Genomic DNA, 14772 nt, shown 5'->3' with positions numbered 1-14772 from the left:
GGCCCGCGCCCTTGTCATTAAATCACAACGCCATGTGCTTTAGCGCCTGCCTATAAACAGATTGTATAGATTCCATTGAAGTTGGCCTAGCCCATACCGGCAAAAGCCAGATTCGAGCAAAACTCGCAGACTTTGTCCACCACTTACTTTGTATAGTTGCTTTCGTCAAAGAGTGATAAAAGAACATCAAAGCCTATAATGACCGAACCCGGCCTGAAAAGGTTCAGTTCAGCAAGCCTTGCCACCTGACCGGAGTCCAGTTACATTGACAGCTTTTGCCCCGTTGGCAAATATGAAAACAATAAGCAGCGCTCCTTTATCCAGTATTTGATTATGACCCCGCAAGCTTGTTATCACAGGGATATCACCCAAAAAGGTTTTAGCAGGGACCCGGCCCAGGCTGAGGCGGTAAAACACTTGCAAAACCTCTATGAACAGCTGATCCAACCACCCGGGGGATCACTCCTCAAGAAGATCAAAGGTGCCCTCGGCAAGCCCCGTGAGCCATTACGTGGCCTCTATTTCTGGGGGGGCGTTGGCCGGGGTAAAACCTGGCTTATGGACACCTTTTATCACTGCCTGCCCTTTCAGGATAAGCTGCGCATGCACTTCCACCACTTTATGCGCCGGGTGCATGCCGAGCTTAAGACACTGGAGGGGCAGAAAAACCCGCTATCAAGCGTCGCTGAACGTCTTTCCAAAGAAGCAAGGATCATCTGCTTTGATGAGTTCTTTGTTTCCGACATCACGGACGCCATGATTCTGGCCGGTTTGATGGATCAGCTGTTTCAGCGGGGCGTCACCCTGGTCGCCACATCGAATGTGGACCCCGACCTTCTCTACAGCGATGGACTGCAAAGGGCCCGCTTCCTTCCGGCCATCGACCTGATTAAAAAGCACACCCTGGTGGTGAATGTTGATGGCAATATTGACTATCGCCTGCGTCTTCTGGAAAAAGCTGAAACCTACTATTGCCCCCTCAATAAAGCCAACCATGAAAAGCTGGAGCGGATATTTTCAGAGCTGGCTGCTGACCCGGAACATATTGAGTCGGGCCAGAGCATCGAAATATCAGGACGCCCGATTAACACCGTAAAGTCAGGCAGAGATGTGGCCTGGTTTACCTTTACGGATCTGTGCGATGGCCCCCGCAGCCAGAATGACTATATCGAGCTTGCCTGCCTGTACCATTCAGTCATTGTTCAGGATGTCCCTCAGTTTGATGCCAACCGGAATGATCAGGCCCGTCGTTTCATCAATCTGATTGACGAGTTCTATGACCGTGGCGTAAAACTTATTTTATCCTGTGAAGTTCATCTTGAAGCACTCTATGCCAGTGGTACTCTGTCGTTTGAGTTCAAGAGAACGCGCAGTCGTCTGCAGGAGATGCAGTCTACAGAGTATCTTGCCCGGCCTCATAAGCCATAAGTGCGTCGAAAATAAATACAGGAGTTTCATCGTATGGATCTTGGTATTCAAAACAAAGTTTTCATATCGATGGGCTGGTCATCAATGCCGGAGGCCCGGCACCGGGATTCTTTGAAGAGTTTGATGATCAAGCCTGGCAGGCTGCTTTTGAATTGACGCTGATGAGCGCCATACGACTGATCAGGGCAACGCTGCCTGCGCTTAAAGTAAACGGCGGCAGCATTCTTACCCTGACCTCCTCCGCCGTAAAGGAACCCATCGATATTCTGGTGATGAGTAATGTCATGCGTTCAGGCGTCAACAGCCTGGTAAAAACACTCGCAACCGATCTGGCGCAATACAATATCCTTATTCAAAGCAATACTTCTCTGCAAGCCCTCAACAGCTTGATATTTTCACTGTGCAGAGTGACCAGAAATCAGGGTGGTAAATGACGGTGAAGGACGTGGTTCGCATCAGTCAACCAGCCAGTTACGCAGCAGTTGGGCAGTCGAAAAGCATTTTTTGTTTTTCCCCGGGCAATAGAGATTTGACCACTAGCAGGGGATGCCGGTTTGAGCCAATCGGGTACAATCTCACCTAACAGGGGGCTTTGCAAAGTTTGAGCAGGATTGCCTGAATCAACAGAAACATTGCTTTTACAGGCCTCCAGGTAGATTGTTAACAGCTCTTCGACCTTTTCGTGAACCGCATTTATGCTTTTCAAAAGTTCACTTCGGGAAGCCGTTATATCAACAATTAATTTATTGTCGTCTGATCTGTTCCAGAAAAGGTGCTGAAATTTAGCAAATAAATCGTCAAAATCCGAAGTGTTGATAACCCTGTTAAAAAAACCATCCTGAAAAAAATGTTCGGAATAAGTTTCGCTCAATTTAACCAGCTCTTGCTCGACAATATCGAGACCAGGCATACCATCAATATTACCCACACGCTTTAGATATGCAGGGTATTTAGTCATAACTGACAAAAAGTTTGCCTTTTCATAATCAGTGATTGCCTCAATAATTTTGCCCATTTCTTTTTTAATGCCATCCACTTTCAGAGCTTCAGCAATCTCATCTGTTTTTTTTCTGATCGTATCCTTGTCATCTTTATCTGCCAACTGCAATTGAACCCGATTCATCAGCATGATCAATCGCTCTGTAGCCAGCTGAAGTTTCCCGAATAAGGGGATAAAATGTTCAAGGTATATCAACTGCTGAGCCTGTTGGGTGAAGTCCGGAATACCGATATTACTTTTCTCAACCCTGTTCCTGATCTTTTTCTTCAGTGTGTCAATGATTACCAGCAACACTTCGTGCTGTGCGGTTTCTCTATCCATTACCGGTAACTCATGATTTTTGTTAGTCACCAGCATTGCTGCGTTACAACCGACTTTTGGGTGCCCGCCAACACCACCAGGAATAAGCATCCGGTAAGTTGCTCCAGTGGCATCTTCACCAGACTCAGTGGTCAAAATCGGAAACTGGCATTTTTTAAGCTCGATACAAGGTGGGCTATTAAACAACTCTTGATGCCTGAGCGTTGGTGAAGTCTGACAGCCATGCCACTCTGAAGAAATATTCGTATAGTGTTTATGACGTCCAATGTAGCCATGATAGCAACATACGACCCCATCCCTGACGAATACGAATCCCGCTTCAGCCATGTTTTCCGGAGACAGATTATCTGTAAATGTAGTGTCCTCTAACTCACCGTCATCGGTGTAATAACTTTTTTCAATCATTAGTTTTACGGCATTAACATCATGTCGTTGAACTTCAGTCAAGGCGTAAATACTTTTCTCACTTAATCTCCTGACAATCCCTTGAAAATCAGTGCCACGCCAGGCATCGCCAACCACCATATAACGGCTGGATAAATCCATTTCTACAAGGCAACTGCCTACCCTGCACGGATCGACCAGGATAGGATGATCGCAGGATACCGCCCTTACAATCCGGCCACTGTAGACACGGTGGGATTTCTTTTTTTCGTTCTTTTTTTCGTCCTTTTTTTCGTCTGAATATATATTTAGCTTTGTTACATCCCCAAACCCATCGTAAGGTTTATCTACACGATAAAAATCTCTTAGGTCCCAATGATATTTGACTTTAAGTGTTACATTCATCGAACTTTCACCACCCCGTGATTTCACCCATTTGAGATGACTTGCTGACAATGAAAGATCAGACCTTCATTAACCGATTTAGTTCTATCGAGTCATTTCAGGAATTATGATTATTTCCACAAAATGACAGAACACCCAAAGAATCTATAGAAAGAATTAAACAGAAGGTTGAACTTCCCTCTCAACGATAGAGGTGGAGAATTCATTAATTTCTTTGAAAATGAGATACTTCTTTTTTCTTCTCAGTGCTGATCTCACCTTTCGCGGCAACTCTGAAAAGCAATAGATCACTGAACGATTGGAATCAAGGTCAATCCTTGTAGTGGCTGGAACATACCAGTACATATACTGCTTACGTTTTGAATAAATCACAGCCCCGGCCTCCAGATGATTAAGTTAAAGAATTTGCCTGTTGATCATTTAGTCAACTTAACCCTGAAAAAGTTCCCCTGAAGGCTGTATAAAAGTAGCAACCATCCAAAATCTTCATAAAGACAGCTGCTTATTCTAACTATCCTGCGGCCTTCCTGGCTGCCCGAACCTGATCATAAGCGCCCTGAATTTCCTGGGTTTTTTCTTTGGCAACCGCCATCATTTCCTCAGGCAACCCCTTTGCCACCAGTTTATCCGGATGGTGTTCGCTCATCAGCTTACGATAAGCCTTCTTGACTTCAGCATCTGAGGCACTGTCTGACACGCCCAGAACATCATAGGCCCGCTTCAGATCCATTCCTGAAGATGATCGGTTGCCACCGGCTCCGGAATGATAGCCACCTTGCTGGTAATACTCTCTCTGGGCAATAAACCGTTTGTGAATTTGCTCAAAAGCAAAGTTGCCCACCCCCAGAATACTGCAAACCTGCTTGAATACCGCTTTTTCTGAAGGGCTCAACCCACCGTCGGCATAGGCTGCCGACAGCTGAATCTCCAGAAACATGGGAATCAGTGTGCTGGCACCGGCCACCTCACGAAATGACCGAAGCGCACCTTCAATATCGGAAGACGGCTTCTTGCCCTCATTAAACAGCTCTATTGCCATCCTGCGCTGCTCTTCTGAGAGGCGCATGTTGTCCATAATGGCTCGTGCTGTCTCTATTTCGTACTCACTTACCCGGCCGTCCGCTTTTGCCACACGGCCCATCACCAGAAACGTTGCCCTGAAAAAGGCGGTCTGGGCTTTTTGACGATAAGCGGCAGAAGTCCCGAAGCCAGCAGCTCCCTGCCCACCTAAATAGGTCCGGTTAATCCAGGAACCCACAAATGCGCCCAAAATAGCGCCAAAGGGTCCACCGGTCATGAATCCAACCAACGCGCCAATTACTATTGCGGTCATGAAGTCCTGCTCTGATCTTGAAGATTGTTTTGGCTTTGCGGCCGGTCCTGCTGCTGTTTTTGAAGATAGCCTTCCAGTGCCTGTAGCCGTTCAACAGAACCCACATCCGTCCAGAAACCATGGTGGTACTGGCCACTGACCCGGCCCTGTTGCATGGCCTCAATCAATAACGGAGCCAGGGCAAAGGCTGTGCCACGCTGACAGCCGTCAAATAATCGCGGGGATAGTATGCTGACGCCACTGAATGTCAGTCCGGCTTTTTCCGGCATTGCTGCTTTCTCAAAAAGAATCCCATCGTCGAGACAAAAATCCCCTGCAGGATGGAAGTCCGGATTATCGACCATCACCAGATGCGCCAGCATGCCTTGCGGGAGCTGCAGATTTTTCAGGCAGATATCCGTATATACATCCCCATTCACCACCACAAACGGTGCATCACTTTCGCCCGCCTGACCTTGAGCCAGCAGCGGCAGGGCTCGACAAATCCCACCGCCGGTTTCCAGAGGCTCACCTTCAGGAGAATACTGAATAGTTACCCCCCAGCCGGAACCTGAGCCAAGTGCCTCCTCAATCTTTTCTCCCAACCAGCCATGATTAATGACCAGCTCCCTGAAACCAGCCTGCGCCAGCCGCTCGATATGATAGGTAATCAGGGGTTTTCCTGCCACTGGTACCAGCGGTTTGGGAATGGACAGGGTAATGGGTCTGAGTCTTTTGCCATAACCAGCAGCAAGTATCATGGCCTTCATACGCCAGCTTCCTCCATTACCTGTTTGAGCCGCCCTTTAACCAGAGGTTCAACGCCCTTTTGCAGCCACTCAGCATGGGCTTTGAATTGAGGGTATCGCTGGCAGATGGACACCACATACCCCAGGGTTCTTGGAATATCGTTCAGGTAGCCGGATTTGCTATCACGCAGCCATAACCTGGAAAAGATCCCCAGACATTTCAGATGACGCTGTAAACCCGTGAGATCAAACCAGATTTTCAGCTGTTCCCGGTCATAATCTGCCAGCACCGGATGACGGGCAATAAAGGAGGATAACCAGCAGTCTATCTTTTCTTCAGGCCAGGCTATGTAGCAGTCCCTCAATAAAGACACGACGTCATAAAGCAATGGCCCATGCAGCGCTCCCTGAAAATCAATAACCCCGACAGTGCCATCCGGTGCCAGCATCAGGTTTCGGGAATGGTAATCACGATGAACCGTTCCCTTTGGCTGCTCAAGAAACGTTGTTACCAGCGAGGAGAACAGCCCCGTCAGCGGCTGCATAATGTGAGGATCTTCAGCATCAAATCCCATAAGTGCCCCAAGAAACCACTGGGGATAAAGAGACAGCTCAAGGCGGATCAGCTTTTCATCGTAGGGAGGCAGGTTATCAGGCAACTGTTGCTGCACGGTGAGTAAGGTGTCCAGAAGCTGCGGATAGTGCTGGTTGGCGGCAGAACCTTGCAGTAAAACCTGCATTGGCGTATCCCCCAGATCCTCCTGAAGCATAAAGCCATGCTCATAATCAACCGCAAACACCTCAGGAACGTGAACCCCGCCTGCCCGCCAGTGAGTGGCTATCTCAACAAAGGTGCGGGTATCTTCCGTTGCCGGAGGAGCATCTACGGCAACCAGCGTCCGCTGAGGGGTTTTAACCCGATAATATTTTCGAAAACCGGCGTCACTGCCAATGGCCTGTAAAGGCATTGAAGCACCTGCATCAAGGTCCCCATGATCAAAGGCAGGGCTTTGTCCGCCAGATAACACTGTGACAACCCATTGTGCCAGTTGTTCCCGACGACAAGATGCTTCAGAAACGTTCTGAAGCTCTGAAATTGTTGTGGCCAACGCTTTTGCTTCCCATTAGCAATGTCAGATCAATACCCAAGACTATCACAGAGAGCTATTCTGGCCTATTGGCGCTTAGGCTCTATTGACATAAGGTTCCCGGCCCGGGAGAAAATGAAAAGCCTGTGGCCATTTGACATTTCAGGCTCTCGTGTCCAAAGTTCCCAATGGATTTAACACTGCATTTCCTGTGCAAATGCATATAGAATATTGCGACTCAAATGCAGTAAGAATGTTGCCCCAGGATTGCTGAGCTTATGGATATGCACCCATTACCCTTTACCCCAAAAGCACTGACACTGGTCATTGCAACCAGCATTATTGCCAGCCAGCCAGCAGCCAGAGTTATTGCCGCTGAACCCTCGGGTGGTCAACAGAGCGAATGGCACTGCCAGACACTGGCTAATGGTCATTGGAGTTGTCATCCTGCCACCGGCAAATCCAAACCGGTGCAACCGAAGCCCGGGGCCAAACAGCAGGTCAGAAACCCGAAAAAACCGGCGACGCCGATAAAGCCTGCCACCAACGGTCAAAACGCCGCCCTCAAACAACAACTGGACTGGCAACCTATCCGGAACCTCTCTGCACAGAGAAGATCAACTGAGCCTTTCTATAGCTGCGGCGCTTATATCGAGCCGCCCAGACCTGGCAAAGACTATAGCGGGGACAGCAATAATGCACCCATTGTCGCCGAGTCCAATGAGTCAAGTTATGACAAAGACTCAGTTGCCACCTTCAAGGGTGATGTTACGGTCCGTCAGGGCAGTCGGCAGTTTGAAAGTGACCACGCCACGCTGGACAAAAGTCGGAACCATGGCCAGTTCGAAGGCAACGTTCGCTTTCGGGACAGTGGCGTCCTGCTGGTCGGTGACAAAGGTGATCTAAAGCTCGACAGTGGCCGTGCAACCCTTGAGAATACCGCTTATGTGATGCATGAGCAGAAAGCCCGCGGCAGCGCTAAACGCATCGTCCGCAATGAAGACACTACACTTGAGTTGTCTGACGCCACCTACACCACCTGCCCTCCGGGTGACAAAGGCTGGCAGCTGTCCGGGCAACAGGTAACCCTTGATATGGGTAGTGGTCAGGGTCTGGCCAAAAATGCCGTCGTTCGTGTGCAAGGGCTGCCAATCCTCTACACGCCATATTTGTCTTTCCCTATTGATGACCGCAGAAAGTCCGGTTTCCTTTACCCTACGCTATCCCAAAGCAGTGATAACGGTTTGGACTTTGCCATTCCTTATTACCTGAATATTGCACCCAACTATGATGCCACCCTGACGCCCAGATATATGAGCAAACGGGGATTAATGCTGGAGAACGAATTCCGCTATCTGGTGGGTAACACCCGGGGTGAACTGGGGCTTTCCGGATTGCTGGACAAAGATCAGCTGAAAAAAGAGAACCCTTATTACAATGACCACCGCTGGTTGCTCAACTATCGTCAGCAGACCAACCTGACCAGCCGCTGGACGGCAGAAGTCGACTACGCCAAAGCCAGTGATAAAAACTATCTGGATGATTTCAGCACCAGCCTTAACCTGTCTGCCAACGCACCGCTGAACCAGCGGATAGGTACCCGCTACCTGGGAGGGGATACCAACCACAGCTGGCAGTTTAGTGTGGATGCTCACCAATACCAGAATATGAACCAGACGGCCGATGACCCTTATAACAAACTGCCGCAAATCAAACTGTCTGGTAACTGGCTGGCCAGTAGCCGCCTGAACCTGAATTATGTGGCCGACTACACGAAGTTCTCCCGTGATGATAATTGGCATTATGTTAAGGCAGAATCGAAAACAACACCGAATAACGAATACTTCGAGAGCGTATACGACGAAGGTTATGGTATTAAAAGCGCCAATGGTGAACGGCTCTACCTGGAAACCGGGGCAGGTTACTCTTTTGACTGGAGCTATGCATTTATCCGCCCGGCGGTGAAGGTGCAACATGTTGAATACCGGCTGACGGACCTGAGTGCAACTGAGGTAGAGACTGACCTGAATAGGGCCTACGGCAACTTCGCCGCTGCTGACTACACCGAGTCACCCAAGACAACAGTACCCACATTCAGCATTGACAGCGGCCTTTACTTTGACCGATTCACCAATATCGGTGGCACCGAATTCACCCACACTCTTGAGCCCAGGATGAAGTATCTCTACTCCCCTCATAAAGAAGGGCAGGAGATGAACCCGGTGTTTGATACCGCACTGATGAACTTCAACTACAACTCACTCTGGCGTGACAGCCGCTTCTCCGGCCACGACCGGTTAGGTGATGCCAACCACCTCTCCCTGGGCCTGACAACCCGGCTGATAGAAGATGATGGCTTTGAGCGGGTGCGCTTTGGCATTGGTCAGATCATCTATTTTGAAGATCGTCAACTCTGGATCAGCCCTATCGCCGGTATTGACCAGGGTGTTACTGACCAGGACCTGGATACCAACCCGGGCGATGAGACCAAGCGTCTGCTGGAAGAAATGCAGGATTCAGTGTCACCACTGGCATCGGAACTGGTCTATAACATTAATCGCAGTATGAACATCCATCAGGATCTGATGTGGGATACCAGTAACAACAAACTGGACAGCTACGGTCTTTACTACCAGTACAAGCCGGATGATCGCCGTGTCATGAACGCTGGCTATCGTTTCCTGCGTCAGGCTGATCGTTTTGTTAAAAACGAGCTGGATCAAAATACCGGCCTGACCACCGACAACAACCTGAGCCAGACCGACCTCTCTATCGCATGGCCTGTGACCAACAACTGGTCAGCCATGGGCCGCTGGCAGTACGATTTAACCAACAGGCGGAACCTTGAGATATTATCCGGAGTCGAATATAACAGTTGCTGTTATCAGGTACGTGTACTGTGGCGCAAGTGGGTTGAGGATGATGACAACATTGATCACCCTGACAGCAAAAACGGCGTATTTCTCCAGTTTGTCCTGAGAGGACTTGGCGATCTGACCGGTGGCACCACAAAACAGTACATCAAAGGTATTAAAGGTTACGCAGGGGATGAGAAGTAAATGATGAAGGGATTAAAAAGCATGGCACTGGCTTCCCTGTGCCTGCTGTCTTTCAGCAGTGGTGGCGTTTACGCACAGTCAAATGACGCGGCGCAAACCCCACAGAAAGGCACCATCCGAAACCAGCTGGCACTGGATCGAATCGTTGCCAAAATTGATCAGGACGTGATCATGCAGAGTGAGCTGGATGCCCGTGTTGAGGCTGTGCATCGCCAGCTGGCATCCAGAAATATCGACCTGCCGCCGGAAGATGTGCTTAAAAACCAGGTACTGGAACAGCTGATACTGGAAAACATTCAGATCCAGATGGGCAAGCGCGGAGGCATCCGCATTGATGACTGGGCTCTTAATGACGCCATTGCCCGAATCGCCCAGCGCAACCAGATGACCCTGGAAGCGTTCCGGCAAAACCTGGAAGCGGATGGCCTGTCGTTCAGCCAGGCCCGTGAAGAAATCCGCCGGGAAATGATTCTAAACCGTGTTCGCCAGCGCCAGGTTGCCCAGCGGGTCCAGGTCAGCGAACAGGAAATTGATAACTTCCTGAGCTCTCCTGAAGGGCTGGCGCAAGTGCAGACGGAATATCGTCTGGGTCATATTCTGATTGCCACACCGGACAATGCCACGCCCGACCAGGTCCAGAGTGCAGAGCGCCTTGCTGATGACCTGTCCGGACAACTGCGCCAGGGGGCAGACTTTCAGGCCCTGGCCATTGCCAACTCCAGGGGGCAGAATGCCCTGGAAGGTGGCGACCTCGGCTGGCGAAAAGCCGACCAGCTCCCCACACTTTTTGCGGAACAGGCCATTAACATGACCCCGGGGCAGACCTCCGACGCTATCCGCAGCCCTGCCGGTTTCCATATCATCAAACTTATGGATACCAGGGGGAATAAAAAAGTGGTTCAGAGTCAGGTTCATGTTCGCCATATCCTGATCAAGCCCAATGAAATTCGCAGTAACCTTGAGTCCCAGATGCAGGCGAAGAAACTGTATCAGCGGGTTCAGGCGGGGGAAGCGTTCAGCGAGCTTGCCAAAGCGTATTCTGACGATACCGCTTCCGCGCTCAATGGCGGTGATATGGGATGGATCTCTCCAGAAACACTGGTTCCGGAATTCCAGACCGTGATGAACATCATTCCGGAAAAAGTAGTAAGTGAGCCATTTCGCACCACCTACGGCTGGCATATTCTTGAAGTGCTGGGCAAACGGCAGTCTGACATCAGCACCCAGGTTCGCCGCAACCAGGTAAGAGAACTGCTCAGTAATCGCAAGTTTGAAGAAGAACTGCAAGTCTGGCTGCGGGAAATCCGCGATCAGGCCTACGTTGAGATCCAGCTCTGATATGACCGGTTTCACCACCCAACCCATTCCCCGGCTGGTGGTTACCGCCGGGGAGCCTGCAGGCATCGGTCCCGACCTTTGCCTGATGCTGGCAACCCAGGGCCACGAGCTTTCCAAACCGGTGCAACTGGTGATCGCAGCTGATCCGGAGCTATTGGCACAACGGGCAATACAGCTGGGCCTTTCCGTTGACCTGCAACTCTTTAGCCCGGATATCAGAGAACCTTCCCGGGCAAACACCCTGGTGGTTGCCCCGGTCTCCATGGCCACCCCGGCAACAGCGGGTGCCGTTAACCCCGCTAACGGTCAATATGTTCTCGATACCCTGAAGTTAGCCTTGGATGGATGCGTGAACGGCCTTTTTGCTGGAATGGTGACCGGCCCTGTTCATAAAGAAGTAATCAATAACGCTGGTATTCCCTTTAGTGGCCACACTGAGTTTCTTGCTGAACAGACCCACACCGGGAAAGTTGTGATGATGCTGGCGACAGAGGGCTTAAGAGTCGCCCTGGCCACCACCCATTTGCCGCTTTCAAAAGTTTCTTCAGCGATTACCCATGACTCCCTGACTCAGGTTATTCACATTCTTCATCGGGAGTTACAGGATAAGTTTGCGATCCGCACGCCTCATATTCTTGTCTGTGGACTGAACCCCCATGCCGGCGAGGGTGGCCACCTTGGAATGGAAGAGATTGAAACCATTATTCCCGTTCTGAACCATTGCAGGGCTCAGGGGATGAACCTGACCGGCCCCTTACCCGCTGACACCCTGTTTAACCCAAAACTGCTGCAACAGGCTGATGCCGTACTGGCCATGTACCATGACCAGGGATTACCGGTACTGAAATACAAGGGCTTTGGCCAGGCCGTCAATATTACCCTGGGGCTGCCAATTGTTCGAACCTCTGTTGACCATGGTACCGCCCTGGATCTTGCGGCCACCGGGAACATTGACTCAGGCAGTTTATACACCGCCATCGAAACGGCACTGGAGATGCTTTCCTTCCCTGATTGACATCCTCCCCATTGATTCTGAGAAATCAGTGTGGGGTCTATAGGATTAGTCCTTTAATAAAATAAGTTTCCTGTATCAATCAGTATGCAATATCCGCTACTTTTATATCTTCACTAAGCTGACTTTTTGATGACGAGGCTTTGCTTTTCCGGCTCTCTTCCAGAATCCAGCTTCTGAATACTTTCGCCTTGGGATGCAAGTACTGACGGGCAGGAGAAGTAAGATAGAATCCCTCAGAAGCCCTGACTCTTTGCCGCAATGGTGCCACCAGCTCACCACTGGTCAACATTCCTGCGACAAGGGATGTCCGGCCCAGCGCAAAACCCTGACCATACTTCGCCATTTCCAGTGCTGTAATCAGGGTATCAAACTGCAGGCCTGGAGAGTTTTCGCGGAATTCACAATCCAGCTGATTGAACCAGTACCCCCAGCCTTCTTCATAGCCAATAACATGCAACAGGGTATGTTCTGATAGCTGTTCGGGACACTCGGGCAGTGGCAGACCATTGGCCAGCTCTGGACTGCAAACGGGGAAGAGCTCGTCCTCAGTGAGACAATCAGCCTTCAGATCTGGCCAGTCACCCCGGCCATAACGTATTTCAAGGTCTGCTTCCCTGTCCTTGTCCTCTGCCCAGATATTACTGGTAAAACGTATGCCGATCTCAGGAAACTCTTCCCTGAAACGGCCCATTCTGGGAGTCAGCCAGGTCGTGAAGAATACCAGATTCACCCTGACAGTTAACAATCTGTCCCTGCCCTGACCAAACAGCTCTTCCGTCGCCACAACCAGCGAGCTGACTGCTTCATGAACAGCAGGAAGATAAGCCATGCCGGCTTCCGTCATTTCCAGCCCACGGGGAAGCCTCTTGAACAGGGCTACTCCAAGCTGAGACTCAAGACCTTTAACCTGTTGGCTGACCGCAGCCTGGGTAAGATTCAATTCATTGGCTGCATGGGTAAAGCTGAGCAGGCGGGCAGATGCCTCAAAGGAGCGCAGCCAGTTCAGAGGAGGTAGTCGCTTTTTCATTATAATAATCACTACATGGCTAGACCATGCAGTATTAACCCCAGACAACCGAAAGACTGTTCATTTTTTGTAACAAAACGACAATCAAACTGTTTCCGGGGCTATTACCTGGGCTCCGCTTACTTCATGGTGGGCATGGAAAACTGGACATTTTCCCGGACGCCCGCAGAGGGCCAGCGCTGAGTAATGGTCTTGCGACGTGTATAAAAACGAACCGCATCCGGACCATAAGCATGGAGATCACCAAACAGTGAGCGCTTCCAGCCACCAAAGCTATGATAAGCCACTGGCACTGGCAAAGGCACATTGATGCCAACCATTCCTACCCGGATGTGTGCGGAGAAATAGCGAGCGGCTTCCCCATCCCGGGTAAAGATGCAGGTACCATTACCGTATTCATGACGATCAATCAGGTCCATGGCTTCCTGCATACTGTTGACTCGGACAACCTGCAGAACGGGGCCAAAGATTTCGTTCTGATAGCTGGTCATTTCTGGCGTTACTCTGTCAATAAGGGTACCACCGACAAAGTAACCTTCCTGATAACCGGCGACCTCGGGCTGGCGACCATCAACCACGATCTCGGCTCCCTGCTCTTCGGCACTGTCAATAAAACCGACCACTTTTTCCTGGTGCTGTCGGGTAATGACCGGTCCAAAATCATTGGAGCTGTCGCTGTAAGCACCCACTTTCAGGGACTGCATGGCTTCTTTCAGCTTGCCTACCAACTGGTCGGCCGCTGCATCACCCACGGCAACGGCTACAGACAATGCCATACAACGCTCGCCGGAGGAACCAAAAGCTGCGCCCAGCAGCTGATTAACAGCATTATCCATCTCGGCATCAGGCATTACGATCGCGTGGTTCTTAGCACCACCCAATGCCTGGCATCTTTTGCCATTGGCTGTCGCTGTCGTGTAGATATACTCAGCGATGGGGGTAGATCCAACAAAGCTGATAGCCTCGACTCTTTTATCATGGAGTAGAGCATCCACAGCTTCCTTGTCACCATTGACAACATTCATGACACCTGCTGGCAGACCGGCTTCGTGCAGCAGTTGAGCCACGAACAGTGTTGAACTTGGCACCCGCTCGGAAGGCTTCAGAACAAAGGTATTGCCACAGACAATGGCCATCGGGTACATCCAGAGTGGCACCATGACCGGGAAGTTAAAGGGAGTGATCCCGGCAACAACCCCCACAGACTGGAACTCGCTCCAGGAATCAATGCCTGGTCCGGCATTACTGCTGTGTTCTCCCTTTAACAGCTCTGGCGCACCGCAGGCATATTCAACGTTTTCAATACCACGCTGCAGCTCCCCCATGGCATCGTGGGAAATCTTGCCATGCTCCTGGCCAATCAATTCGCAGATACGCTCAGCATTCTGCTCAAGCAGCTCCTTGAATCGGAACATGATACGGGCACGCTTGATGGAAGGCGTGTTTCTCCACGCAGGGAAAGCTGCTTCTGCAGCAGCAACAGCTTCCTCTACTGTAGCTTTGGAAGCCAAAGCAACCTGCTTTTCAGCCTGACCGGTTGCCGGGTTATAAACCGCCTGATGACGTATATCATCATTGACTGCTCTACCATTGATCAGATGGCCAATTGTGTTCATGATTCACTCTATGGTTTTGTTAGAAATGTT

General features: G+C 50.4%; 11 protein-coding genes. 5 read left to right on the top strand and 6 right to left on the bottom strand.

Annotated elements, in window-relative coordinates; translation table 11 throughout:
* Nucleotides 1-333 precede the first annotated feature (333 nt).
* Nucleotides 334-1428 carry a cell division protein ZapE gene (zapE, locus tag ACO6V1_RS05425; RefSeq protein ID WP_422446761.1) on the top strand — a complete coding sequence of 365 codons (1095 nt, stop codon included), beginning with the start codon at nt 334-336 and terminating at the stop codon, nt 1426-1428.
* Nucleotides 1425-1862, top strand: coding sequence for an SDR family NAD(P)-dependent oxidoreductase (locus ACO6V1_RS05420; RefSeq protein WP_422466101.1), 438 nt, complete (start codon nt 1425-1427; stop codon nt 1860-1862). The genes zapE and ACO6V1_RS05420 overlap by 4 nt, the downstream gene beginning before the upstream one ends.
* Here the strand turns inward: ACO6V1_RS05420 and ACO6V1_RS05415 are convergent.
* The 4 genes from ACO6V1_RS05415 to ACO6V1_RS05400 form a co-directional block, all read right to left on the bottom strand.
* A complete protein-coding gene (locus ACO6V1_RS05415; RefSeq protein ID WP_422466095.1) occupies nt 1847-3538 on the bottom strand; it encodes a hypothetical protein in 1692 nt (563 codons plus the stop codon). The genes ACO6V1_RS05420 and ACO6V1_RS05415 overlap by 16 nt on opposite strands.
* Nucleotides 3539-4049: 511 nt before the next feature.
* Complete coding sequence (gene djlA / locus ACO6V1_RS05410) at nt 4050-4871, bottom strand: co-chaperone DjlA (RefSeq protein ID WP_422446765.1); 822 nt, start codon at nt 4869-4871, stop codon at nt 4050-4052.
* Nucleotides 4868-5620 carry an N-acetylmuramate alpha-1-phosphate uridylyltransferase MurU gene (murU, locus tag ACO6V1_RS05405; protein ID WP_422462130.1) on the bottom strand — a complete coding sequence of 251 codons (753 nt, stop codon included), beginning with the start codon at nt 5618-5620 and terminating at the stop codon, nt 4868-4870. Before murU ends, djlA begins: the two co-directional genes overlap by 4 nt.
* The gene (locus ACO6V1_RS05400; protein ID WP_422462131.1) at nt 5617-6708 is read right to left on the bottom strand and encodes an aminoglycoside phosphotransferase family protein; all 1092 of its coding nucleotides are present in this window, start codon (nt 6706-6708) and stop codon (nt 5617-5619) included. The genes murU and ACO6V1_RS05400 overlap by 4 nt, the downstream gene beginning before the upstream one ends.
* Nucleotides 6709-6965: 257 nt before the next feature.
* Here ACO6V1_RS05400 and ACO6V1_RS05395 point away from each other — a divergent pair, with 257 nt between their 5' ends.
* Genes ACO6V1_RS05395 through pdxA form a run of 3 tightly spaced genes read left to right on the top strand, consistent with a single transcriptional unit; the run spans nt 6966 to nt 12099 of the window.
* On the top strand, nt 6966-9746 hold the full coding sequence (locus tag ACO6V1_RS05395; RefSeq protein ID WP_422462133.1) for an LPS-assembly protein LptD: 2781 nt from the start codon (nt 6966-6968) through the stop codon (nt 9744-9746).
* Nucleotides 9747-11084 carry a peptidylprolyl isomerase gene (locus ACO6V1_RS05390; protein ID WP_422462135.1) on the top strand — a complete coding sequence of 446 codons (1338 nt, stop codon included), beginning with the start codon at nt 9747-9749 and terminating at the stop codon, nt 11082-11084. It begins immediately after the preceding gene.
* A gap of 1 nt (nt 11085) precedes the next feature.
* Nucleotides 11086-12099: a 4-hydroxythreonine-4-phosphate dehydrogenase PdxA gene (gene pdxA, locus ACO6V1_RS05385; RefSeq protein ID WP_422466099.1), complete on the top strand. Its 1014-nt coding sequence runs from the start codon at nt 11086-11088 to the stop codon at nt 12097-12099.
* A gap of 79 nt (nt 12100-12178) precedes the next feature.
* Here pdxA and gcvA read toward each other — a convergent pair whose 3' ends face one another.
* On the bottom strand, nt 12179-13126 hold the full coding sequence (gcvA, locus tag ACO6V1_RS05380) for a transcriptional regulator GcvA (protein ID WP_422446775.1): 948 nt from the start codon (nt 13124-13126) through the stop codon (nt 12179-12181).
* 119 nt (nt 13127-13245) lie between these two features.
* Complete coding sequence (locus tag ACO6V1_RS05375; RefSeq protein ID WP_422462137.1) at nt 13246-14742, bottom strand: CoA-acylating methylmalonate-semialdehyde dehydrogenase; 1497 nt, start codon at nt 14740-14742, stop codon at nt 13246-13248.
* Nucleotides 14743-14772: the final 30 nt, after the last annotated feature.

This window comes from Endozoicomonas sp. ALC013 (assembly GCF_049310205.1).
GTDB lineage: Bacteria > Pseudomonadota > Gammaproteobacteria > Pseudomonadales > Endozoicomonadaceae > Endozoicomonas.
Note: the sequence above shows the minus strand (reverse complement) of the source record. Positions and strands in the feature narration are given on the sequence as shown.

Excerpts from the sequence above, each read along its gene's own strand:
- ACO6V1_RS05375 (WP_422462137.1), bottom strand. The coding sequence starts at position 14,742 with ATGAACACAATTGGCCATCTGATCAATGGTAGAGCAGTCAATGATGAT.
- ACO6V1_RS05415 (WP_422466095.1), bottom strand. The coding sequence starts at position 3,538 with ATGAATGTAACACTTAAAGTCAAATATCATTGGGACCTAAGAGATTTT.
- djlA (WP_422446765.1), bottom strand. The coding sequence starts at position 4,871 with ATGACCGCAATAGTAATTGGCGCGTTGGTTGGATTCATGACCGGTGGA.
- zapE (WP_422446761.1), top strand. The coding sequence starts at position 334 with ATGACCCCGCAAGCTTGTTATCACAGGGATATCACCCAAAAAGGTTTT.
- pdxA (WP_422466099.1), top strand. The coding sequence starts at position 11,086 with ATGACCGGTTTCACCACCCAACCCATTCCCCGGCTGGTGGTTACCGCC.
- ACO6V1_RS05395 (WP_422462133.1), top strand. The coding sequence starts at position 6,966 with ATGGATATGCACCCATTACCCTTTACCCCAAAAGCACTGACACTGGTC.
- murU (WP_422462130.1), bottom strand. The coding sequence starts at position 5,620 with ATGAAGGCCATGATACTTGCTGCTGGTTATGGCAAAAGACTCAGACCC.
- gcvA (WP_422446775.1), bottom strand. The coding sequence starts at position 13,126 with ATGAAAAAGCGACTACCTCCTCTGAACTGGCTGCGCTCCTTTGAGGCA.
- ACO6V1_RS05390 (WP_422462135.1), top strand. The coding sequence starts at position 9,747 with ATGATGAAGGGATTAAAAAGCATGGCACTGGCTTCCCTGTGCCTGCTG.